The 21996-nt window shown below is 63.7% G+C and carries 19 protein-coding genes; 11 read left to right on the forward strand and 8 right to left on the reverse strand.

What is annotated here, in order from left to right; translation table 11 throughout:
* The first annotated feature begins 45 nt into the window (after positions 1-45).
* On the forward strand, positions 46-342 hold the full coding sequence (locus CDV44_RS00325) for an acylphosphatase (RefSeq protein ID WP_087686228.1): 297 nt from the start codon (positions 46-48) through the stop codon (positions 340-342).
* Positions 343-645: 303 nt separating this feature from the next.
* Here the strand turns inward: CDV44_RS00325 and infA are convergent, their stop codons facing one another.
* The gene (gene infA, locus CDV44_RS00330; RefSeq protein WP_058376259.1) at positions 646-867 is read right to left on the reverse strand and encodes a translation initiation factor IF-1; all 222 of its coding nucleotides are present in this window, start codon (positions 865-867) and stop codon (positions 646-648) included.
* A gap of 609 nt (positions 868-1476) precedes the next feature.
* On the opposite strand from infA, the gene CDV44_RS00335 reads away from it, so the two are divergent.
* The gene (locus tag CDV44_RS00335; protein WP_087686229.1) at positions 1477-1950 is read left to right on the forward strand and encodes a CBS domain-containing protein; all 474 of its coding nucleotides are present in this window, start codon (positions 1477-1479) and stop codon (positions 1948-1950) included.
* 268 nt (positions 1951-2218) lie between these two features.
* Positions 2219-2932 carry a hypothetical protein gene (locus CDV44_RS27675; RefSeq protein WP_141118646.1) on the forward strand — a complete coding sequence of 238 codons (714 nt, stop codon included), beginning with the start codon at positions 2219-2221 and terminating at the stop codon, positions 2930-2932.
* A gap of 109 nt (positions 2933-3041) precedes the next feature.
* Here CDV44_RS27675 and CDV44_RS00345 read toward each other — a convergent pair whose 3' ends face one another.
* Entirely contained in the window at positions 3042-4520 is a 1479-nt protein-coding gene (locus CDV44_RS00345; protein ID WP_087686231.1) for an MFS transporter, read from the reverse strand.
* Between the two features lie 441 nt (positions 4521-4961).
* Between CDV44_RS00345 and CDV44_RS00350 the strand changes: the two genes are divergently transcribed.
* Together CDV44_RS00350 and CDV44_RS00355 are read left to right on the forward strand one after the other, a co-directional pair.
* Complete coding sequence (locus CDV44_RS00350; RefSeq protein WP_058376263.1) at positions 4962-5477, forward strand: glycine zipper 2TM domain-containing protein; 516 nt, start codon at positions 4962-4964, stop codon at positions 5475-5477.
* 253 nt (positions 5478-5730) lie between these two features.
* Positions 5731-7146, forward strand: a complete 1416-nt coding sequence (locus CDV44_RS00355; protein ID WP_249277351.1) for an undecaprenyl-phosphate glucose phosphotransferase — start codon at positions 5731-5733, stop codon at positions 7144-7146.
* Positions 7147-7228: 82 nt separating this feature from the next.
* On the opposite strand, the gene CDV44_RS00360 is transcribed toward CDV44_RS00355, so the two are convergent.
* Positions 7229-8050, reverse strand: a complete 822-nt coding sequence (locus tag CDV44_RS00360; protein WP_087686232.1) for a WecB/TagA/CpsF family glycosyltransferase — start codon at positions 8048-8050, stop codon at positions 7229-7231.
* A 221-nt stretch (positions 8051-8271) separates the two neighbouring features.
* Between CDV44_RS00360 and CDV44_RS00365 the strand changes: the two genes are divergently transcribed.
* Together CDV44_RS00365 and CDV44_RS00370 are read left to right on the forward strand one after the other, a co-directional pair.
* Positions 8272-9975, forward strand: a complete 1704-nt coding sequence (locus CDV44_RS00365; RefSeq protein ID WP_087686233.1) for an FAD-dependent oxidoreductase — start codon at positions 8272-8274, stop codon at positions 9973-9975.
* Between the two features lie 13 nt (positions 9976-9988).
* Entirely contained in the window at positions 9989-10918 is a 930-nt protein-coding gene (locus tag CDV44_RS00370) for an NAD(P)-dependent oxidoreductase (protein WP_087686234.1), read from the forward strand.
* Here CDV44_RS00370 and CDV44_RS00375 read toward each other — a convergent pair whose 3' ends face one another.
* The 4 genes from CDV44_RS00375 to CDV44_RS00390 form a co-directional block, all read right to left on the reverse strand.
* Positions 10919-12295: a lipopolysaccharide biosynthesis protein gene (locus CDV44_RS00375; protein ID WP_249277352.1), complete on the reverse strand. Its 1377-nt coding sequence runs from the start codon at positions 12293-12295 to the stop codon at positions 10919-10921. It lies immediately after the preceding gene.
* A gap of 1 nt (position 12296) precedes the next feature.
* The gene (locus tag CDV44_RS00380) at positions 12297-13967 is read right to left on the reverse strand and encodes a glycoside hydrolase family 44 protein (RefSeq protein ID WP_249277353.1); all 1671 of its coding nucleotides are present in this window, start codon (positions 13965-13967) and stop codon (positions 12297-12299) included.
* Positions 13968-13980: 13 nt separating this feature from the next.
* Positions 13981-15273 carry a hypothetical protein gene (locus tag CDV44_RS00385; protein WP_087686236.1) on the reverse strand — a complete coding sequence of 431 codons (1293 nt, stop codon included), beginning with the start codon at positions 15271-15273 and terminating at the stop codon, positions 13981-13983.
* Between the two features lie 103 nt (positions 15274-15376).
* Positions 15377-16093, reverse strand: coding sequence for a polysaccharide biosynthesis/export family protein (locus tag CDV44_RS00390; RefSeq protein ID WP_087686237.1), 717 nt, complete (start codon positions 16091-16093; stop codon positions 15377-15379).
* Between the two features lie 205 nt (positions 16094-16298).
* Between CDV44_RS00390 and CDV44_RS00395 the strand changes: the two genes are divergently transcribed.
* The 3 genes from CDV44_RS00395 to CDV44_RS00405 are packed head-to-tail and all read left to right on the forward strand — an operon-like array spanning position 16299 to position 20658.
* Positions 16299-18494: a hypothetical protein gene (locus CDV44_RS00395; protein ID WP_087686238.1), complete on the forward strand. Its 2196-nt coding sequence runs from the start codon at positions 16299-16301 to the stop codon at positions 18492-18494.
* Positions 18495-18541: 47 nt separating this feature from the next.
* A complete protein-coding gene (locus tag CDV44_RS00400) occupies positions 18542-19513 on the forward strand; it encodes a DUF6492 family protein (protein WP_087686239.1) in 972 nt (323 codons plus the stop codon).
* A gap of 5 nt (positions 19514-19518) precedes the next feature.
* On the forward strand, positions 19519-20658 hold the full coding sequence (locus CDV44_RS00405) for an acyltransferase (protein ID WP_087686240.1): 1140 nt from the start codon (positions 19519-19521) through the stop codon (positions 20656-20658).
* Between the two features lie 72 nt (positions 20659-20730).
* Here CDV44_RS00405 and CDV44_RS00410 read toward each other — a convergent pair whose 3' ends face one another.
* Positions 20731-20949, reverse strand: coding sequence for a hypothetical protein (locus tag CDV44_RS00410; protein WP_058376273.1), 219 nt, complete (start codon positions 20947-20949; stop codon positions 20731-20733).
* A 79-nt stretch (positions 20950-21028) separates the two neighbouring features.
* Here CDV44_RS00410 and CDV44_RS00415 point away from each other — a divergent pair, with 79 nt between their 5' ends.
* The gene (locus CDV44_RS00415) at positions 21029-21991 is read left to right on the forward strand and encodes a DUF4434 domain-containing protein (protein ID WP_170935810.1); all 963 of its coding nucleotides are present in this window, start codon (positions 21029-21031) and stop codon (positions 21989-21991) included.
* The last annotated feature ends 5 nt before the right edge of the window (positions 21992-21996 follow it).

Raw genomic sequence — 21996 nt, forward strand, 5'->3', positions numbered from 1 at the left:
TGCGGTCGTTTTCGCGATTCAATCTCCGTACTCGTCTTTGCTGCCATGAAGTCATTGCCTCCTGCCTCCGCGCTTGAAACCGTTGCCGTGCGCCTGCGCGGCAAGATCCAAGGCGTCGGGTACCGCCATGCCGCCGTACGCGAGGGCCATCTGATCGGCGTTCGCGGCTGGGTGCAGGCGCTTCCGGAGGGCGACATCATCGCCGTCGTGCAAGGCACGCCCGAGCAGGTCGACAAGATGCTGGAATGGATGCGGCGCGGCCCGCCCGCCGCACGCGTGCTCGACTTCGAGAGCGAAGTGGAATACACCGGCCGTCGCTTTGACCGTTTCGAACAGCTCTGAGAAAGCGGGAAGTACAGGGGATGCAGGGAAAGCTGGGGACGCTGCGGAAGCTGAGAAGTGTGCACCAACGGGCGCAACAACAGGACACAGGTACGAAACGGGAGCGAACCACGTGAACGAACCACGTGAGCGTCGGTCACGCGCTAATGGCGGCCGCACACACGGGATGCAACGAGTGGGGATTTGAGAGATTCGAAGTGACGAGCAGCGACCATCGAGTCGCTGCGCATCGCTTCTATGCGCGCCATGGCTATGCCCTTGACGGGCAACGCTTGGCGCGCCGGTCAGACTTGAGCGCTGACCTTAATTCTTGTGACGGTAATTGATGCGGCCCTTCGTCAAATCGTAGGGCGACATTTCCAGCGTCACGCGGTCACCCGCGAGAATACGGATGCGGTTCTTTTGCATACGGCCACTCGCGTACGCAATCACGCCCACGCCATTTTCAAGCGTGACGCGAAAGCGATTGTCCGGCAATACCTCTTCGACTTTTCCGCCGAATTCGATCAATTCTTCCTTGGCCAATATCGTGTCCTCTTGTAGGTGCCGCTCGCGATGAGCGCAGCACCGGTGTTACTGAAGGTTCGTTCGCCAATACCGTCGCCACGCCCTGTGGGTTGCAGGGCATCCATCGAAGCCAAACGAGCCTACCCGGCGGACCTGCCATGACTGTCATGGCGGCGCACCGAAACGCGGCGAGAGTTCGAAGGAGCAAGGCACATTGCGGCAGTGCCACAATGACGAGCAGTGCGTGTCGGGAGGGCGGAGACCGGTCGGTCCGCGCCATCGGCACAGCGAGTGATTCGGCTCGCAGGACAAGGCTGTCAGCGGCGCCGATAAAGCATTTCGCGATCGTCAGGCGATGATCGGCGAATTTTCGCCGATCCCGCTAGGATACCCCTATCTGTGTTGCTCGTGGGGAAAAGTTGTCCGGATTGTGCCATTTTGGAGGCTTTTGTCGTCAACTTGTGGCGCAATGCATCATTCGGGGCATTCAGCGCCCCCGCCTCCCAGCGTGCTTCTCCCGGATTCCTCCGGCGTTCCACCGGGCCGCCCCTCCGGGACAACGCGGGCGTGACGCGCAACGTGGCCTCTACTATGCTGTAAGTACCCGTACCCCGCAGGAGGATGACCATGAAAACAGTCGCTCAGATCCTGAAGTCCAAGTCGGCAGACACGGTATATAAAGTGCGCCCGTCCGATTCGGTACTCGATGCGTTGACCCTGATGGCAGAAGCGCGCATCGGCGCGGTACTGGTCAGCGAGGACGACCGCACGATCATCGGCATCTTCACCGAGCGCGACTACGCGCGAAAAGTGGCGCTCATGGGCCGGACATCGGTCACGACCCCCGTACGTGACGTGATGACCTCCGCCGTGCGTTATGTGAGCCCGGAACAGACCAACGAAGAGTGCATGTCGCTCATGACCGAGCACCGCATTCGCCACCTGCCGGTCATGAAAGACGGCGAACTGGTCGGCCTGCTGTCGATCGGCGATCTGGTCAAGGCGATCATCTCCGAGCAACAGTTCACCATCGATCAGCTCGAAAACTACATCATGGGCGGCGGCGCGGCGCTTGCCACCCGCACACCTCGCCCCAACTGATCACGAATCATGGGCCGGTAGCCACCCGTCAAAGGCGGAGCTGACGAGCCTTCGCACCTCGCCTGAACCTCCCGGCGCTTCCCCTGAGGCGCCATTTTTATTTCGCCTCAAACATCCTGCGCTGCGACCCGACACGGGGCTGTGCCAGAATGCACTTCCCTGACGGCCCCTAGCGTCGCGACGCCTGACCTTGCCGCCCCTCTCTCCATTCGCGCCCGCCATCGCCCCCTCCCTCGCTGCCCCGACATTCGCAACCTTCGCGCCCCGTGTGAGCGAAATCGATCGTGCGCGCTGGCGTCGCCGTATTGGCTGGATGGCGCTTGCCGTGCTGGTCGTCCATGGGCTCGCGGGGATGGCACTGCGTGAATGGTTGCCTGACTTGCCGGACCTGCGCGACGACACGCAACGGCCTTCGATGCGGGTGACTTGGATAACAACACCGGCGCCGGTGACACCGCCGGCCAGCACGAAATCCGTTCAACCGGCGCAATCCTTGACCTCGCCCGCCACCCGTTCGCCGAGAACACAAACGGCACCCGCCACACCCAGCGTTCAGCCCAAACCGATCACACCTGAACCACCCTCACCTCGCGCCATCACGCCGCCAACACTCACCGTACCGCCGCCCGACTGGCGCGCCGACATCGCACGGGGTGTCGGTCAGTTACCTCCCTCGCGGGCCTCGGCACCGGCGGCTTCCGCCGAGCGTGTGATTACCGATCAGTCGCAACGCCCCGCCGGTGCCGGAGACGATGCCAACGCCCCCGGATCGGCCGCGCAGCGTGCCTTCGACAATGCGTTGGGTAGCGGACGCTCGTCCGTCAGCGGCCCATCGGCGACGCGCGAAGGCGGCAACCCATTGGGCACCCGGGAATGTATCGAGATGAATGGCAAGAAGCGCTGTGCGCGCTATCGCAACCAGGCCGCAGACATCGACCCGTTCATGAAGCGAGAACGATTGTTCTCGCCGGATATGCGTTGAGACATCAAAAAACTTCGCAGAAACCTTCGCAATCGACGTCGCAGAAAATTTCACCGTGGGCGAGCGGCAAGACCACCGCTGCGCCCACTCGACTGACGCGAAAGGCGAATCAGAAGTCTTCGGCGTCGACGTCGTAGTTCGACGGCTCCCAGCGAATCGCCAGCAGCGCGAGCAGTCCGACAGCCGGGGCGATCGCGATCACCCAGAAGACCTTGGTCGCCAGCGCCGCCGCGAGCACCGGGAACAGGAACAGCGACACGGTGGAGCTCGAACGCATCAGCGTCTGATTGAAGCCCACGCCCACGCCGCGCAGCGACGTCGGGTAGCTCAGCGACGCAAACGTCATCGAGTGCGCGCCCGGACCGAAGCCCTGCCCCAGCAGGAACAGCGCGAGAAAGCCCAACGCCCACGCCACCTGCACCCCGCCTGCGGGCTTGCCGACCAGCGCCAACCCGACGAGTGCGGTCAACTGGAAGGCGTAACCGATGACGGTCAACTTCCACGCACCGACCTTCGGCACGAGACGCACGCCGAGCAAACCACCCGTGAACGCAAACAGCAGGTTGAGCGCCAGCGACATCAGAATCGTCGTGAGCATCGACTGCGCGAGGAAACTCGCAATAATCACCGGCAAACCGAATGCCACCGCGTTATACGCAAACGACGAGGCCACCGCGATGATGGTCGCGAGCGTCGTGCGGCGCAGATACACACCGCGCAGCAACGCCCCATAGTTGCTCCATGCCGCAGGCCGTTTGGCCGTCACACGCTCGGCGTCGGCAGCCACCACGGCATCGATGCCATACGACCGCTTAAGAATCTTCGCGGCCCCTTCCAGATCGCCCTGATTCGCGGCCCACACCGGCGACTCGCTCATGTAACGGCTGCGCACGGCGATGATGGCCAGCGCCGGAATCGCGCCGAAGCCGAGAATGATCCGCCACAGCAGCGCGCTATGCGACGACGGCAGCACCGAGTAGCACAGCAGCACGAGCAGATACGACGCACAGATCGCGGCGTACCACGTTGGACACCACATCGCCACGCGCGCCGCCTTGTTGCCGCGTCCCTTCAATTTCGAGAACTCGGCGAGGAACGCCATCGCCACGGGCAGATCGATACCGACGCCCAGCCCCATCACGAAGCGCGCACCGGCGAGCACGTACTCGTTCGGCGCGAACGCACAGGCGATGGCCGCGATGACGAAGCACAGCATGTCGGCCATGAACACGCGATAGCGGCCGATGCGGTCGGTGAAATAGCCACCGAGAAACGCACCGACGATGGCGCCGAACGTGATCGCCGACGCGACCATGCCGGTGCCGGCAGGCGTGAGATTGAATTCGCGGGCGACGTCTTTCAGACCGAAAGCGAGTGCGCCCAAATCGTAAGCGTCGAGGAACACACCGCCAAGGGCGATGGCCACGATCCAGCGGGCATTCGAGACACGCGCGCCGCCTTCGTTGACGAGCTGCGCTACGTCGCCCGCCGAGCGGATGACAGCGGGGCCGGAAGGGCGGGCAGCCGTAGATGCCGCAGTCGCTGCGGGAGCAGACGCGGCAGGAGACAGGGAAACGTCGACAGACATGATGCGGAACCGGGAAAGCAGGGACGAAAGGTCGCGATGTTACCGCTTGGTACCGTGTCAACCAAGTGCTTTCTGGTTATATGCTTAGACGATTCCCGCGCCAACTGGCATATTTTGCGAATTTACCAGCAACATCATCCACTTATCACCGCCATATATAGTGGCTTCCCCTCACCCCACCCGCATTGACAGGGCATGACCCCAAGTCCCACCCCATGGGAATATGATCGAGGCATGCTTCAAAAGCGGCGAGATCCGCGCGAACCCGCGCCGCACCGGGCTCGGCGCCATTACAAATGCTTACCGTTTCTTACAGCACGAATGTCTGCGGAACCCTACATTCCGCGACGTGGTCGCAAGATATGTGGCACATAGTGCGCGAAGTCACCGACCTCCATGGTGACGGCGCATTTACCTCACGCTCACGAGGAACGACTGAAAATGAAGATCAAAGCACTTACGGGAATCAGCGCGGCACTGGCCGCAGTCCTGCTCGCCGGTTGCGTCGCACCGGGCCAGCAATACGGTGGCGGTTACCAACAGGGTTATCAGCAACCGGGTTACCAACAGCCGGGCTACCAGCAGGGCTATCAGCAACCGCCGCAGCAGGCACCGCAGGGCGCGCTGTATGGCCGGGTCGAATCGATCGAGCAGATGAACGGCGCGAATAACAGCCCGAACATTCTCGGTACGGTGCTGGGTGGTGCCGCCGGCGGTTTGCTCGGCAACACGATCGGCGGCGGACGCGGACGCACGGCCACCACCATCGGTGGCGCGGTGGTCGGTGCCATCGCAGGTAACCGCATCGAAAACGGCATGGGCCAGCCGAACGTGCTGTACCGCATTACCGTGCGTCTGGACGATGGCCGCGTCGCCACCGTGACCCAAGCCCCGCCGCTGCGTGTGCAACAGGGCCAACGTGCTGCCGTCTCCAACGACACGGTGTATCCGTACTAAGCTAAGCACGAAATATCGGAAGGCCTGCAAGGGGCCGAGTCCGATTCGCTACAGTGAAACGCCCGCCGGTTTTGCCCGGCGGGCGTTTTATTTTCAAGGCGTGTCAAACGCGACACAGTCGCGTCGATCGAGGGGTCAGGCGCCATACGCAAAGACTATTTGGCCTGATAAGATACGCGCGACCATCGGAGGGCTGTGCGCCGTTCCGGAACTTTGTCGAATCCGTCAGTTACCGCAACCCTTCGCATCCGTCATGTCGACCCAGACGACTTATCACCATCGGCTTTTCATGGCGGTGGTCGGCGGCATTAGTGCAGTACTCAATGCCGGCGCCTTCTTTGCTGTCCTGCTATTCAACGGACAGAACCCCTATACCCCGTACGGCCTGACACTTGTCAGCGCGTTGGGTGTGGCAGCCTTTATCGTCTTTGCCCGCTTCCATCTGCTGGCCAGCGCCCGCGATGCCAAGTGGATGCTCGGCCGCGGCGCCATGCGCTGGTGCCGGGTGCTGCTCACGATGATCGTGCTGCTGTTCCTGACCTATGACCGTCCGGAAGACGTGCGCGTCATGCTCGCCGAATGGGCGGGGCTCGCGCTGCCGTTGCAGATGCTGGGGCTGGCCGCATTGCGCGGTGCGGCCCACAGCATCAACAATGCCCCGGGCAATCAGCGCCGCGCGGCGTTCTTCGGCTTCGGCCCCGAGGCGCGCAAGCTGAATCTGCGCCTGCGCCGCTCGCCGATTCTCGGCATTCAGGTTGCCGGTTACTACAACGACGCGCCTGTCGAGCCGGAAGACGGTGAAGTGTTGCCGCCCTACCTTGGCCGTTATGCCGACGCGGCGGCGCATATTCAAGCCAGCAGCTACGAAATCGTCTTCATCGCCATCGGGCAACAGGACAACAAGGAACTCACCGCCGACATCGTCAACCGCTTGTACGATTCGACGGCTGCCATCTACCTGCTGCCCGAGTTCCGCTTCCCCGGGGATCTGCCGCTGACCGGCACCGATCTTGCCGGTGTACCGTTGCTCGCTTTGCATGACATCACCGTGCAGGGCTTCCTGCGCATGATCAAACGCGGCATGGATATCGCCGGGGCGTCGCTGCTGCTGTTTTTCCTGTGGCCGGTCATGATCGGCATCGCGATCGCCGTACGGCTTGATTCACCGGGGCCGATCCTGTTCCGGCAGCGCCGTTATGGCGAACGCGGCCAGCCGATCATCGTGCGCAAATTCCGCTCGATGCGTGTTGTCCAGCCCGAGGATGCGGCCGCGGCGGCGACTGGCGGGTTGCGTCAGGCACACGCGGGCGACAGTCGCATCACGACCCTTGGCCGGCATCTGCGCCGGACGTCGCTCGACGAACTGCCGCAACTTCTGGATGTGCTGGGGGGCGCGATGAGTCTCGTCGGCCCGCGTCCGCATGCGGAAGAGCACAACGAGATGTACCGGCGTCTGATTCCGGGTTACATGCTGCGTCACAGCGTGAAGCCCGGCATTACGGGATGGGCGCAGATCAACGGCCTGCGCGGAGAGACCGAGACGCCCGACAAGATGCAGCGCCGCGTCGAGTACGACCGCTACTACATCACCCACTGGTCGCTGTGGCTCGACATCAAGATTCTGCTCAAGACTATTCCGGTCATGGTCACCGGACACAACGCGCTGTAGTCCGCGCTGTAGTCTTTTAGCGCGCCAGTGCCTGCGCGCGCTTCGGCGCAGGCGCGTGCTGCGCCGGCTAGCGGCTAGCGCCCTAGCGCCCGCTACGCGCCATGCTGCGCCACTGCCGCCAGCAGATGCCGACAAAGCGCCGGTCATCGACCAGATAGCGCCGCCACATCCTGCCCGGGTCCTGCAAGATGCGCCAGATCCACTCGGAGCCGGTGCGTTGCATCCACTTCGGTGCACGCCGCTGCATCCCGGCGGCGAACTCGATCGCAGCGCCCACACACAGCATCAGTCCACCCGGCATGTTGCCTGCGTTGGCCATCGCCCAGCGCTCCTGCTTCGGCATGCCTACGCACACGAAAATCAAATCGGGCGCTATCTCGCGAACACGCTCCGCAATCGCATCGCCTTCGGGGCCCGTCGGATCGAAGCGCATCGACGGCACGATCAGCGTGAAGTCCAGCCCCGGGAAGCGCGCAGCGAGCCCCTCGCGAATCCGGGCTTCGAATTCGGGATGACCGCCCACAAAGACTGCCTTGCCGCCCGTCGCACTGGCGCGGTCGCAAAGCGCGGGAAGCAAGTCTGCGCCAGTCACGCGTCCGGGCAACGGTGTGCCGAACAGGCGGCTGGCCCAGATGATCGGCATACCGTCGGCGAACAGATAGTCGGCGGTGGCATAGGCGCGCTTGAACTCGGGCTGTGTGTCGAGCCGCACAATGTGATCGACGTTCGGCGTCACTACGATTCGCGCGCGCCCGTCGCGCTGCACACTGGCATGTGCGAGCACATCGACGGCGGTGTCGAAAGGCACCGCAGCGAGATTCAGCCCGAACAGGGCAACGCTGGGTTCGAAGACGTCGCGCGAGTGCGTGACGGGTGCGGCGTTCAGATCCGTGTCACTGGTCATGACCTATCGTATTCCTGTCGTCCGGCGAAGCCGGATCCGTTCGGGTGGCAGGCACGATAGTATCAGCGGGCCTATGACGTCAGTGACACTTTTCGCCACACGCGCGCGCACTTGTTGCGGAAAGTCGTCGTCTTGACGTCGTGGATCAGCTACCATCGCAGCGGCTATCCGTCCTGCCCTTTCCCTAACTGCCGTAAGCACGCCGCGAGTTGCCGCAGACGATGATTCTCGACGCCCACGACATTCCTTCCGGCACCTGCCTGCAAGCCGATCTGTGCATTGCCGGTGCAGGTGCCGCCGGCATCACCCTTGCGCTGGCACTTGAAGCCAGCGGACTCGACGTCATCCTGCTCGAAAGCGGCAGCGACACCCCCGAGCCCGCCACGCAGGCGCTCTACGACGGCACCGTCGCCGACACGCGTCTTCATCCCCCTACGGAGAGCTACCGGGTACGCCGTTTCGGCGGCTCGACCACGCTCTGGGGCGGACGCTGCATGCCGCTCGATGCCATCGATTTCGAAGCGCGCGACTACATGCCGCACAGCGGCTGGCCAATCGCCCTCGACGACTTGATGCCGTGGTACGCACAGGCCAATACGTTGTGCGAGGCCGGTGAGTTCGCCTACACCGCCGAGCGCGCATTCACGAAGCCGTCGCCGCCGATGATCGGCAACTTCGAGAGCGATCTGTTCACCACGAATACGCTGGAACGATTCAGTTGTCCGACCGATTTCGGCGGCCGTTATCGGGCGCGTCTGGCCCGGGGACGCGTGCGCGTCGTGCAGCACGCCAACCTGTGCCGCCTGCCACAGCGCGACGACACGGCACGTCTGGTCGGCCCGGCCGAAGTCCGCACGCTCGAGGGCAAGGTCTTCACCGTGGCCGCGCGCGCATACGTACTCGCCACCGGCGGTCTGGAAGTCCCGCGACTGTTGCTCGATAGCCCGGGTGCCAGCGGTCAAGGCCTCGGCAATGCGCACGACGTCGTAGGCCGCTATTACATGTGCCACATCGCCGGCACCATCGGCACGATGGACCTCGCCGCAGCAGCGTCGGTGTACCACGGCTACGAAGTCTCGGACGAAGGTATCTACTGCCGCCGCCGTTTTGCCTTGCGCCCGCAAGCTCAGCACGACCTCCGGGTCGGCAACTTCGTCGCGCGGCTGCACCATCCGCGCATTCCCGAAGCGGGCCATGGCAGCGGCATTCTGTCGTCGCTGTATCTCGCACGCCCCATCGTTCCTTACGAATACGCCAAGCGCCTCTATGGCGACTCGCCCGACAATTCGCTCGCGAACTGGCTCGCGCACTTGCGCAACGTCATCGTCGATGCGCCGAACACCGTTCGGTTCCTGACGCACTGGACGCTCAAGCGCACGTTGGCGGCCCGCAAATTCCCGTCGATCATCGTGCGCCCGGCCAACCTGCGCTTCAGTCTCGACTTCCATGCCGAGCAAGCGCCGAACCCGGCGAGCCGCGTGATGCTGGGCGACACCGTCGATACGCTGGGCCAGCGCCGCATTCACATTGACTGGCGCTACTGCGATGAAGACGTGGCGACCGTGACCCGGACACTCGCAGCACTCGCGCAGGAAGTCGAACGCACCGGCGTCGGCCGCTTCTCGTACGATCCGTCCGAAGTGGAAGCCGAAATGACGCGCTACGGCGCCTACGGCGGCCACCACATCGGTACCGCGCGCATGGGCCTCGATCCGAAGACCAGCGTGGTCAATGCCGATTGCCGCTTGCACGAGACCGACAACGTCTTTATCGCGAGCGCTGCGGCCTTCCCGACCTCCGGGCAGGCCAACCCCACACTGAGCATCGTGGCGATGGCCCTGCGCCTTGCCGATCATCTCCAGCAGCAGGGGAACGTCTCCGACTTGCCCATGCCGCCGTCAGCCAGCCCGTCCACTTCTTCGTGAGTCCGTCCGCCACATGAAAGCCCGCATCCTCGTTACCGGCGCGACCGGCTTTATCGGCCGCCACGTCGTTCAGGCACTTGCCGCCAGTGATTGGGCCGAACCGGTCGCCGCCTCGCGCCGCGCCGGCCCGGGGCTGCGCGTCGTCGACGCCCTCTCCTCCGCCTCGCTCGGTGCCGCCCTCGAAGACGTCGACGGTCTCGTCAATTGCGTGGCTGGCTCACCGGAAACCATCGTGGCCAATGCGCATGCGTTGCGCGATGCCCTGAACGCGCGCACCACGCCGGTGCCTGTGGTGTATTTCAGTTCGATGGCGGTGTATGGCGGCGTCGAAGGACATATCGATGAGACGGCGACGCTCGCGGGTGAAAGCGCCTACGGCATCGCGAAGGTGGAAGCGGAAAAAGCGCTCGCAGGCCTGCCGAGCGTCACGCTGTTGCGCCCGGGCTGTGTCTACGGAGGTGGCAGCCCGCAGTGGTCCGCGCGTATCGCGGAGTTGCTGCGCGCAGGCCGTCTCGGCGACCTCGGCGTCGCGGGCGATGCGCACAGCAATCTGGTGCACGTGGACGATGTCGTGAGCGCCGCACTGAGTGCACTGCGCACGCCGGGTGCGGGTGGGCGCGCGTATAACCTCGCCATGGCAGAGGCCCCGCGCTGGAACGAATATTTCACCGCTTACGCGATGGCGCTGGGCGCGACGCCGGTCAAGCGCATCGGGGCAAAGCAACTGAAGCTCGAAACGAAGCTCTTGGGTCCTGCCCTCAAGATCGCCGAGATCGCAGGCCGCAAGGTTGGCTTGAAAAACCTGCCGCCGCCGATTCCGCCGTCGCTCGCCCGGCTCTGGCAGCAAGACATCTGCCTCGATGCTCAGTTGGCCAAACAAACCTTTGGCCTCAACTGGACCCCTTGGCGCGACGCCGTCAAGGCAGAAGCCACGCGCGCGTAATTAGCCGCGCGCCTTCCGGGCGAGAAGACCTGTCACCCAACGCCGCAGCGCAGCGAGCGGTGACACCCCGAGCAGTCGATGCGCGGCCCACGTCGCGGCCGCGCCATTCACGGCAATCGCCAGCGATGCGGCGGCCGAGGCGCCGACGCTGCCGCCTGACGGTGCCAGCAACGCCAACCCGGCCAGCAGCACCACCACCGACACGGCGTTGATCCGCATAAGCGCCCGCGTGTGTGCCGTCATCCCGAGCAGTTCCGGCATGGCAGTAAAGCACGCAGCGGCAATCTGCCCGAGCGCCAGCACGCGCAACGCGGTCGCACCATCGTCATAGCCGTGCCCAAACAGGCCCAGCAGGTGCTGCGGAATGACGAGCATCGCCACCGTGACCGGCAGCGCCAGACAAAGCACCAACCCGATCGCTTGCGCCGCGCTGCGCTCCAGCCCCGGCGTATCGTGACGCGCATACAGACTGGCGAAGCGCGGTGCGGCCATGCCTGTCACGCCACTGATCAACAGATTGACGACGAGCGCCAAGCGCCACGCAAGCGCAAACAAACCGGTCTCGCGCGACGACGCGACGATGCCCAGCACGATGGCGGGCGCCGAGGTGATCAGCAGCTTGGTGAGTTCGAGCGAGAACAGCGACAACCCCGTCTTGAGCAGCCCCTTGGCGGCAGGATGCGGTGCCGCTGACGGTGCGGTGTTCGTCAGAGTCTGCTTCGGCACATCGCGCAGAAACCGCCGGAGCAGCACCGCACCGACAATCGCCGTGAGCGTGAAGCTCGCGGCAATCAGTATCAAGGCATTGATCACCGTCAGGTGGCCGGTGACAACCAGCGGGATGACGGCCACGCAGAAGATGGCAGGCCAGAGCCACGAATAAATCATCTGGCTGAAGCCCACGCGCTGCAACCCGGCGAGCGCCCCGGCGACGGCGGCACCGAGATTCTGTGGAACGAAGGAGAGCGCCCCGAGCATGAGCGGCAAGGCGAGGCCCGGCTTGCGGAGAATATCGTCGGCAAACAGCGCGGCACCGGCGGCGAGCAGCACCGACACGGCGACCGAGGTGAGCACCACCAGCCAGAGCGCACGGCGGATCGTCGGGCGCACGGCACCGAACTGCCCCGATGCCACGTCCATGGCGAGTTGCCGCGTCAGCGCCTGATCGACGCCAAGACGCCCAAACCCGGCGAGCGCCACCATCGTGCTGAACACGATGTAGAAATTGCCGGTCTCGACCACGCCGAGCGCCGCAGCGATCAGCAGGTGAAAACCGTAGCGGCTGGGCAGATCGAGCAGGCGTACGCCGAGGCTGATCACGCTGCCGCGAATCATCGAAGCCCCGGTCTTGGCGGGCGGCGGGCGCGTGTCGGTCATATCAATTCGCCGGCTTCGAGGTTGGCTTGCCTGCGGGCTTCAATGCAGGCTGCGCCGCGCCTCGCAACACCAGCAGCTTGATGCTTTGCGGCGGCAAATCGACGCGCAGCGCACCGTCGGTGGCCGCGACGTCAGGGGCGCGCGTCAGTTCGTTGTTCACCAACTGCCAGACTTCGCCCGCGCCGCCGACCGCAAAATTGGCCAGCGAAATCGTGGTCTGTGCGGGACGATCGAGTTGCTTGTTGATGACCACCACGGTCATCGCGCCGTCGTCACGCAAAGCCGCGAACGCCGAGACGGTATCCGGATCGGGGACGGTCGCTGCCACGCTGGTCGAACCGAACGCACCGCCGTGTCCGTCGTAGTTGCGGTAAAGCTTGATCGCCTTGTAGACCGGCATCGACGGATCGAGCGTGCCCCAGCGCGTCGCCATATCCAGCTTTTCGCGGCCGAAAATGCCCAGCACATCCGCTTGGGCCGTCGCCCCGTTCATGCGTGTATCCGCGCCCCAGTTGTACTCGGTAATGGCGATCGGCGTGCCCGGGTAGTAATACGTGTCGACCCACTGACGCATCATCGGGATCAGCGCCACCACGCTGTTGATCCACGTCGGGTCCTTGTAATTCGGGTCCCACAGATTGCGCGTGGAACGGTTTCGCATCAGCGCAATCGTGGACGAATTGCCGGTGGGCGCTTCCTCGTACTCACCGCTCTGCGGGTAGAAGTGCAGGCTGAAGACATCGACCGGACGGCCCGCTTTCTTCCACTGCGCCAGCAGCCACGGCACGTAAGCCATGCCACCGGTCTCGCGTTGGCGGTCGGGCGCCTGCGCATAGCCATGTTTGATGGAATGCTGCTGGTCGAAGCCGCTGTACTGATAGCCGTTCCAGCCCCACTCTTCGGGCGCGATCACCTGCGCGCCCGGGTCGGCCGCCTTCACGGCACGCGAATAGGCGATTACCTTGGCAGCGATCTCACTCGCGTGCGCACCTGTCGGATGCACGTCGTTATGAATCAGTTGCCAGAGGCTCGGCTCGTTATCCATCGCGTAATAACGCACGCCACCCGCACGCGCGGGCCCGAACTGCTGCACCAGCGCCGCCACGCGCGCCTGCTGGCTGGCGGGGTCATCGGGCACCGTGGCGTCGTTCGGATCATTCACGACCGGTGTACCGTCGCGCAGAATGCCGTTGCCCGCGTCGGTCATCCCGTCCACGTCGTGATTCTGTTGCAGACCGTATTTGGCGATCGAGAAACTGGCGAGACGCTCACGGGCACGCGACAACGTGGCTACGCGCCCCAGCATCGAGATCGTCACGATGGGGGTCGCACCCCCCGCCTTCGTCAGCGCGACAAACCGGTCGCCGAACTGGTCGTTGATATCGGCGGGATTGACCGGCAGGCTTTCGTAGTACCAGTCGCGCCCGGCGTTGCGCGCGTCGAGCCGCCAGTTGTAGGCCGAAGCGCTGTTACCGCCCGAGCGATTGAGCGGCACGCGCAGGTCCTGCAACATCGCTGTCGTGCCGAAGTTGATACCGTAGACATACGGATTGATCGGATGACGGTTTGCCGCCGCATCCACCGCGATGGCAACCGGCAGCAACTCACCGGGTGTGGCTTTGGTGCACGCTGCGGCGGACAGCAGCAGCGCCACCCCGACCAGTTGAATCAAACGGGAGCGTGGGCTACGGTGCCGCAAAACGCGCATGGAAACTCCGGGGATCGGCCCGCCGATCGAAGCCGCCCGCGCGCCAGATATAGGCAAAAATCGCCAGGATGACGGCGGTTTCGCCCGGCGCGAGCGTCGGCGGGTAGAAGAACGAGGCCAGCAGAACAAACTTCAGATAGTCGAACAGCGCGCCGAGGAAGTCGTCTTCGACCTCCGCGCGCAGGCGCCGGTAGAAGAAGAGTCCACGCAGTTGCAGGGCCAGGATGATGAGCGCACCGATCAGGCCGAACTCGAACACGATCCCCAGCCAGGTAATGTCCGCCAGAAAGAAGAAGTGGTGGAAGTAACCGATCAGGCTATCGCCGCTCGCGGGGCTGATGGTGCCCACGCCAAACAGCCAGCGCATCGGCTCGTTACCGAGGAAGCGTGTCGCCAGTTGTGCGGAAATGCGGCGCGTATCAAAGCCGGTCTCGGCGCCCGCGCTGAAAATGGTCGCCAGATAGCCCATCGAGAACACCGACGCCAGCACCACGGGCACCACGAGCAGCAGCCCGATCCGCGCACGCGGGCGGGCCCACACAAACGTGTTGATGACCAGCACCGCCACGATGCCGATGGCCAGTGCGCGCGATTTCACGATCAGCAGCGCCACCGCCAGTCCCACGAGCACGCCGACGAGATACCGGAAACTCCGCTCGAAATAGGCGCGGCGGTAGCAGAAGAACAGCAGGATGAACGGGAAATACATCGACATCCGGATACGGTGTCCCCGGCTGTCGGCGGTGAAGAACGGCGCCTGACCGAATACGTAGGTTTCCTTGTACCAGCTGGACGGCACCACCAGCCACATCAGGATCAACGCACCGACCACGACCGCACCGAGAATCACGAAGCTCCGGCCCAGCTCGCCCAGCGTCGGCTTGAGCATGAGCAGCAGCGCGAGAAACGAGAAGAAATACAGGATCGGCAGCAGTTTGACCTGCGCCGTCAGGCTGACGAAGAAACTCTCGTTGAAATAGATGACGGCCGCGAAGCTCGGGATGATCAGCAGCCACGCGAAACTCAGCAACACCTGCCGCGTCATGGGGAAGCGCGGCTGACTGCCCAGACGCAGGACCAGCGGCAGCGTGAGCACCGGAAACGCTTTCGACAAGGCCCACAGCGGATACAGCGCCGTAATGTAGTGAAAGGTCTGGCCGAACATCGGCAGCACCAGCACCAGGCACCAGATCACATAGGACCGCGAGGCGCTGTCGGCAAAGACGGGCGGCAGTTCGCCCACCGGTGCATCGGCGTGGCGGGCTGTCATTTCGAGGGAGTGCGACCCGGCTGTCACGAAGCGGTTGAATTCGGTGAGTAAGCTTGGCAAACCCGGCTGTCGCAGTGTCCCTGCGACAGCCGGTCATGAACGATCAGAAGGAACGTGCGCCGTTGATGTCGTAGTTCACGTTCTTGTTGAACGGCAGTGCCTTGTTGATGTACTGGTCGACCCAGAGATCCACTTCGGCAATCGACGACTTCGGCACGAAAATCGTGTCGTTGGACGTCAGCACGATGTCTTGCGCCGGGTCGCCCTGTTGCGTCAGTGCCTTGACGTCGATGGTGCGCAGCATCGGACGGCCGTCCGGGCTGCGGCGAATCAGCACGATCTCGCCGGTGCGGGCCGTGTCGAGCAGGCCTTGCGCGGTAATGATCGCCTGCATGACGCTCATGCCCGGCGTGAGTGCCAACTCACCCGGCTTGCCGACTTCGCCGCCCACAAAGATGTGTGCGGCCGTTTGGGTGACGGCGATCTGGGCACGGGCATTCGCGACCATGCCACCGGTCGCCAGCGCCCGGTCGACGGTCTCGCCGAACTGCGCAAGCGTCTTGCCGGCGGCAGGCAGGTTACCGGCAAACGGCATCGCGATCGTGCCGTCAGGCGCGACGCGGCCCTTGTAGTTGAGCTCGATGTTGAACGGCAGGACAACGGAAATATCGTCCCCCGGCAGCAGGCGGTAGGGGGACGGTGCTGCGTCGACCCACGTCGCAAAACTGGCCGGCTGCTGGTATTTCGTGTCAACCCAGGTATGGGAACAGGCTGTCAGCGTCATCAGTGCCAGAACGCAGGCCGGGCGGAAAATGTTCATCGGTAATGATGGCAGGAAGCCGGGATTGGTCGGTTTGGACCGTACTCTAGTGCACTTGAGCGTTCTCGCCAAGCGCGAAGAATGTTTGTCGGATTTAGGGGAAAAAAGTGCTTCTTGGGAGACTTTAGGGGGACGATCTTCCGTAAGATATGCGCCTTGAAGCCACACTTGATGGCCCGGCAACGCTACCGCTACTCGCACCCTTATGGCAATTACGACCAGAACAAGGCCTGACCGGCACGCCGCTGTCGTCGATTTGACGATCCGGGACTATCTCAATACCTTCTTCTATTACCGAAAAATTGCGACGGCAGTATTTCTGGGGATCGTCGCTCTTGGCATTCTGATAGCCCTGCTGGTACCTATTCCGTACCGCGCACAAGCCACGCTGCTGGTGCTCAACGCCGGCTACTACGACCAGACCAACAACGCCAACGCCGGCGTGGCGCTCCAGCCACCGGTCGGCCAGTTGAACGGTGTGGAAGCGCAGATTCTCGCCAGCCCGGAGCTGCACCGCGATGTCGTCCTGTCCAAACTCGGACCGGCTGCCACCGAGCGTGACATCGACCGCGAATTGCAGAGCTTCGAGCGCAAGCTGCATATTGAGCAGAACGACCTCGCCAACACCATCACGCTGACTTATTCGGATACCGATCCGAAAGTGGCCGCCGATGCGCTGGCCCGGCTGCTCGACAAATACTTCCGTCAGCGCGCGTCGATCTTCACGTCGGGCCGGGTCAGCATGCTGGTGAGTCAGCGCGACGATGTGGGCAAGCAACTCGACACGGCCGACGCCGATCTGCTCGCGTTCCAGAAGAAGCACGGCATCGTCAAGATCGACGACCAGACCTCGCGCGCGGTGCAACTCGAAAGCCAACTGGTGCAGCGCAAGCTGGAAACCGACGCCAAGCTGTTGCAGGACCGCAGCGAGCTTCAGTCGATGCAGGCCTCGACGAAGGACGTGCGCTCGACCATTCCGATCTATACCGACGATTCGGAAGCCAGCCGTGCGCTGAACGGCATGCAGACCACGCTGTCGGAACTCGAGACCAAACGCGCCGATTTCGCATCACGCTATCTGCCGACGTCGCCCTTCGTGCAGAACATCGACAAGCAGATTGCCGATATGCGCGCGAATATCGCGAGCCAGAAGCAGCAGATGATGACGGCGACGCGTCTGGGTCATAACAATTACTACGACGTGGTGCAGGAGCGTCTGTCCGTGCTGAACGCCAGCATCGCGGGCGGTCTGGCGCAGCAGAAGGCGCTCGACGAGCAGATCAAGGACACGCGCACCAAGCTGCAAGGCCTGAGCGACGTCTCGAGCCAGCTGAGCCAGTTGCAGGCGCGCCGCGACATCCTCGCCGACAGCTTCAAGGAGCGCTCGCGTCAGGTCGAGCTGGCCCGCGTGCAGCAAGGTCAGGCCAGCCAGATCAACGGCACGAACGTGCGCGTGATTCAGGCCCCGTTCCCGCCGTCGCAGCGCAGCGTTGCCGCCAGTCTGGTGATCGCCGCCGCCGTTGCCGCCGGTCTGCTGATCTCGGCACTGACGGTGTTGATCCTCGCCAGCCTGCGCGAAACGTTCCTGAGCCCGGAACAGGTCGAACGTGCGCTGTTGCTGCCGGTGGTGAACGCGCCGGTCATGCTGGGCGCAGAACGACGTGCGGGCGTGACTGCCGCAGCGGCGGGTGCGGCGGGTGCGGGAAGCCCTGCGGCCGCAGCGGCTGCCGAGCCAACCCTCAGTCGCCCGGCCTACATGGCGTATGGCCGCATGATCGCGGCGATCAACAGCAGCACCGACGCCCACGCCAAGGTCGTCATGGTGCTGGCAGCGAGCCAGAACGACGGTCAGGCGGCCGTGATTCAGGGGCTGTCGGTCGAACTCGAACACCGCTCGGCCAAGCCGATCGCCATTCTCGACTTCGCTTCGACGCCGGGTGCGCCGCTGTACGGCAAGCCCAACGCTCAGGGCCTGCTGGCGTGGCCAGATGGCGCCGGTAGCGGCGGCAGCGATACGGCCAGCGCCGACGCCATCGTCAACACGGGCACGCTCGAGACGCTGGTATTTACCCGCGTCGATCGTCACAATATCGTCGTGGCGCAACCGCGCAGCGGGGGCATTCCGTCCTCGTGGCAGCAGGTGACCCAATTGTTCGACGCGCTGCGCGAGTCACACGACTACATCGTCGTGCACGCCCCGCCGTCGAGCCAGTCCTTCACCGGCATCGAAAACGCATCGCTGGCCGACGCAACGGTCCTGGTGGTGCGTGCCGAATCGACTCGCAAGCCGGTCATCGCCGGTCTCAAGTCGCAGGTCGAAGATGCAGGCGGACACTTGATCGGCGTGGCGCTCACGCACCGCCGCGGGTACATCCCCGCAGCGATTTACCGCTTCTTCTAGCCACCGGCCCAGATTCGGATTCGGATTCGGACTCAGACACGACGACCATGCAACAAATCAGCGCGATCCTGCCGATCAAGACCCGGGGACGACACTACGCCGACAACATCGGCCGCTGTGACATCCTCTTCTCGTCGCTGCGTCACTTCACGACGCCGGATCTGTTCCATCGGTTCGTCATCATCGTGCCGCACGACGAGGTCGACGAGGTCAAGGGCTATGCCAAGGCGTGGTCGGATTTCCCCATCGAGGTCATCGACGAATCGCTGTACATGGGCGCGTTCGCGGAATTCTCGCAACGTCACCAGATTCGCAACTGGCACCGTCAGCAGATCATCAAGATCAACGCACCGGAGTGGATCGAGACCGAGTACTTCCTGATCTTCGATCCGGATTGCTTCGCCACCCATGCGTTCGACGTGAATTCGCTCGTCGTCGACGGCCGTGCCGTCACGCACCTCCAGCCGCGCAATGTCGAGCCCTACTACTGGGAAGCCTCGTCGAAACTGCTCGACGTCGAGCCGCACCTGGAGCGCGACGGCGTCTGGTGGACACCCGCCACGCTCTCACGCACGCTGTGCCTGTCGTTGCAACAGCGACTCGAAGCCGTGCACGGCACCGACTGGAAGCGCGTGCTGCTTGCGAACTATGCCGTCGACTGGACCGAATACACCCTGTATTGGCTCAATGCCGAGCATGAAGGGTTGCTGGAGCGCTATCACACGCAGGCCGTGCCGCCGCAGCGCACGCTGCACGCGACCGAGAGCGTGTGGTTTGCCGAGAAAATGCAGGAGTGGGACGCCGCCCATTACTTTGCGCCGGACAGCGATGGCCTCTTCGCGGTCGTGCAAAGCAACACGCAGATTCCGCTCGATCAGGTGGTCGCCAAGCTCTCGCCTTATTTCCCGATTACCATTCAGCCTTACGAGCGCCACGTTGACCCGGTGCTCAAGGGCGCCGAGCTTTACTCCGCTGTGGTGCGGCGCGGACTCAAGATGTTGAAAAAGCTGCGAGGCTGAGGTTGATGAGCAGTGGCAAGAACAAGCTGGTCGGTATCGAGATTCTGAGATTTGTCAGTGCATTCGCGGTACTCATCTGGCACTACCAGCACTTTTTCTTTCAACCTGCGACGGCCTCGATCGACGTGGTGCGCAGCACCGAGCCGCTTTACGGGCTGCTGCACCCGTTCTATGACTTCGGCTGGCTCGGGGTCAACGTCTTCTGGACGATTTCCGGCTTCATCTTCTTCAATCGCTACCTCGGAAGAATCGCCGAGCGCAGCGTGTCCGGCGGCCTGTTCTTCCTGAACCGGTTCTCGCGGCTGTATCCCCTGCACATCGTCACGCTGATCGCCGTTGCGGCGCTTCAGGCGTACTACGTGCGCGAGAATCACGCGTATTTCGTGTATCCGTACAACACGCCGTACGATTTCTTCGTGAACGTGATCTTCGCCTCGGGCTGGCTCACGCCTTACACCGACTCGTTCAACGGGCCGGTCTGGAGCGTGTCGACGGAAATCGTCATCTACGTCGCCTTCTTCCTGCTCGCGCGGTTCTGCCGCATCGGCCTTGTCTCGACGCTCCTGCTCATGGGACTGTCGGCGGCGGCGGGGGGCTGGCTGATTCTCCAGCAGATCAAGGGCAGCGAGTCGAACATCGTCTACTGCGCCTTCTATTTCTTCATGGGTGGCGCCGTTCACCTGATCTACCAGCGCTTGCGCACGGTGATCGAGCAACATCGTCTCGCGACGGTTGCGCTGTGTTGCGCCGCCTATGCCGGGCTGTTCTGGTTTTGCGCCGTTTTCGGCGGCACGAAGTATCTTGCGGCCACGGTCATCGCGCCGGTGTCGATTGTGCTGTTGCAGGTGATCGAACCGTGGATTCCCGACCGGCTGGCGGCGCCCATCGTCCATCTGGGCAACACGACCTATTCGAGCTATCTGATCCACTTCCCGCTGCAACTGACGACCGTGATCGTGTTGCAGCAGTGGGGCATCGCCAGCGCCTCAGTGGCCATGAACGCGGGGTTCCTCGCGGCCTACCTGATCGTGGTGTTCGTGCTGGCGCATCTGGTCTACCGAGGCTTTGAAGCCCCGGCGCAAACGCTGATCCGGCGCCGCATGGCGTGGCTGGACAAGCGCTCGGCGGTTAAACCCGTGAACTGAGTGGACTGGAAGGACGTGAGGGGACGCGTCGGGGACGCCTGACAGGCACGATGCGTATCGTGCACGCGCCGCTCAATGATGGTGGTGATGCGACCACAGCGGGTCCATCGAGTCGACAAACGACGCCACCGCCGCCTTGTCGCCGGTCGCATGGCGCATCAACTGGCCGCACTTGCACCAGCCCTGATACGGCGTAATGTGTGAGCACGCCGAGGTCTTCTGCAAATACAGCGTGACGGGTTTGGCGCACTTCGTGCACTTGAACTTGAGAGTGAGGGCGAGTTTGCTCATGATGAATTCGCGACGGCACGCACGGCCTGACGCCACGCGTAAAACCGCTATTGTACCGGTAGTGTCCGCTCACTCGCCGATGCGCCGCCGCCTTCTGCAAGCCGCCGCGCTGGCGGCCTGCCTGCCACTCGCCGCCTGCACACCGCCGCCCGAACTCGGCGGCAGCTTCGTCCAGCTCTGGCGCAGCCATCTGGAATGGACGCCCCAACAATGGCGCGAGCGCCTCACCGCCACGCACGCGCTCGGCTGCAAGGAGATCTTCGTGCAGTGGGCCGGTATCGACGGCGAGCCGGATAACACATGGATGGCCCCCGATCCCCTGATCCGCACGCTCCTCGACGAAAGCGCTGCGCTCGGCATGGGCGTGCATCTGGGGGTGCCCTACGACGAGCGCTGGTGGACCGCCATCGGTGCACCGGACGACGCCTCGCTCGCCACCTTCCTGCAACGCACCGGCAATAACGCTGCGCGCTATATGCAGCAGGCCGCGTGGCCGAAACATGCCGCCTTTCGCGGCTGGTATCTGCCTTACGAACTGGAACAGTACGATTGGGCCATCCCCGCGCGACTGGACAAGCTTGCCACCTGGCTCGGCGGCATGTCCGACGTTGCGAAGGCGACCAGCGGCCAGCCCCCGGCGATTTCCACCTATTTCAGCCGGCTGCCGACGACCGGCACGCTCGCCGGCATGTGGAGCACCCTGCTGGACCGCGTCACGCTGCACCCGATGATTCAGGACGGCGTAGGCGTCGCCGGCATGTCGAACTACACAGCGCTGGCGCCGCTGCACGACATGCTTCTCGCCAGAGGCGCGCCGTTCGATCTGGTCATCGAATTGTTCGAAGAACTGCCGTCTGAGAAAGACGACGGCACCACCTTCAACGCGAAGGCGGCTGATTTCTCCCGCGTGAAACGGCAATGGGAAATCGCACGACACTACGGCGCGACACGGCTGGTCGCGTTCGCCATCGATCCTTGGGTGCTCGACGACACCCCCGGTTCGAAGGCGCTGCTGCGCGAATGGCAGGCGGCATTGTCCTGACCGGC

It is taken from the genome of Pandoraea sp. PE-S2R-1 (genome assembly GCF_002179865.1).
In the GTDB taxonomy this organism is placed as follows: Bacteria; Pseudomonadota; Gammaproteobacteria; order Burkholderiales; family Burkholderiaceae; genus Pandoraea.